The sequence below is a fragment of the Kitasatospora sp. NPDC056327 genome, assembly GCF_042261735.1.
In the GTDB taxonomy this organism is placed as follows: domain Bacteria; phylum Actinomycetota; class Actinomycetes; order Streptomycetales; family Streptomycetaceae; genus Kitasatospora.
Map to the genome: position 1 here is coordinate 1 of NZ_JBHJRC010000536.1, position 1,783 is coordinate 1,783.

At 66.7% G+C, this 1,783-nt stretch carries 1 protein-coding gene; it reads left to right on the top strand.

The genetic code is table 11. The features are described 5' to 3' along the window. The first annotated feature begins 273 nt into the window (after positions 1-273). Positions 274-1,722, top strand: coding sequence for a glyceraldehyde-3-phosphate dehydrogenase (locus ACFCX4_RS36115; RefSeq protein WP_376151697.1), 1,449 nt, complete (start codon positions 274-276; stop codon positions 1,720-1,722). Positions 1,723-1,783 lie beyond the last annotated feature (61 nt).

Consider the following 1,783-nt stretch of genomic DNA (forward strand, 5'->3'; position numbering starts at 1 on the left):
GCCTCACAGCGCCGATGGTACTGCAGGGGGGACCCTGTGGGAGAGTAGGACGCCGCCGAACAATCATTCAGAGAAGGCCCCCATCCGGGATACGGTTGGGGGCCTTTTCGCGTTGGCGGTATTCTTCTCGCTTTCTCCCCGGCCTTGGTTTCCAAGGCTGGCCGGGGGGATCGCATGTGATTCTTGTCATGCAAGAGAGGGGGGAACCGTTTCGATGAGGGGGGTGGGTCGCAGTTAGCATGTGAGCACCCTCCTAGCTCGAAAGATGGACTTGTGACTGTCAACGACGACGTGTTCACGGACTGGAAGAACCGCGAGGAGATCGCGGAGTCGATGATCCCGATCATCGGCCGACTGCACCGGGAGCGGGACGTCACCGTCCTGCTGTACAGCCGTTCCCTGGTGAACAAGTCGGTGGTCAGCATCCTGAAGACCCACCGGTTCGCCCGCCAGATCGCCGGCGAGGAGCTCTCGGTCACCGAGACGCTGCCGTTCCTCCAGGCGCTCACCACCCTGGACCTGGGCCCCGCCCAGATCGACCTCGGCATGCTCGCCGCCACCTACCGCGCGGACAGCCGCGGTCTCTCGGTGGAGGAGTTCACCGCGGAGGCCGTCGCCGGCGCCACGGGTGCCAACAAGATCGAGCGCCGGGATTCGCCGCGGGACGTCGTCCTCTACGGCTTCGGCCGCATCGGCCGCCTGGTCGCCCGTCTGCTGATCGAGAAGGCCGGCTCCGGCAACGGTCTGCGTCTGCGCGCCATCGTCGTGCGCGGCGGCGGCGACCAGGACATCGTGAAGCGCGCCTCGCTGCTGCGGCGCGACTCCATCCACGGCCAGTTCCAGGGCACGATCACGGTCGACGAGGCGAACAGCACGATCGTCGCCAACGGCACCGAGATCAAGGTCATCTACGCCAACGACCCCTCCGAGGTCGACTACACGGCGTACGGCATCCGGGATGCCATCCTCGTCGACAACACGGGCAAGTGGCGGGACCGCGAGGGCCTGTCCAAGCACCTGCGCCCCGGTATCGAGAAGGTCGTCCTGACGGCCCCGGGCAAGGGCGACGTGCCGAACATCGTGCACGGCGTCAACCACGACACCATCAAGCCGGACGAGCAGATCCTGTCCTGCGCCTCCTGCACCACCAACGCGATCGTCCCGCCGCTGAAGGCGATGGAGGACGAGTTCGGTGTGCTGCGCGGTCACGTGGAGACGGTGCACTCGTTCACCAACGACCAGAACCTCCTGGACAACTACCACAAGGCCGACCGCCGCGGCCGTTCGGCACCGCTGAACATGGTGATCACCGAGACCGGTGCCGCCTCGGCCGTCGCCAAGGCACTGCCGGACCTCAAGGCGAAGATCACCGGCAGCTCGATCCGCGTCCCGGTGCCGGACGTCTCGATCGCCATCCTGAACCTGCAGCTGGCCCGCGAGACCAGCCGCGAGGAGGTCCTCGACTACCTCCGCAACGTCTCGCTGACCTCGTCGCTGAAGCGCCAGATCGACTTCACCACCGCCCCCGACGCGGTGTCGAACGACTTCATCGGCTCGCGCCACGCCTCGATCGTCGACGCCGGCGCCACCAAGGTCGAGGGCGACAACGCGATCCTCTACCTCTGGTACGACAACGAGTTCGGCTACTCCTGCCAGGTCATCCGGGTCGTCCAGTACGTCTCGGGCGTCGAGTACCCGACGTACCCGGCCCCGGCGGTCTGATCCGCGGAAGGCCGTACGCCAGCACGTCGCACGCCCGTGGGGCGGCAACCGATCACCGGTC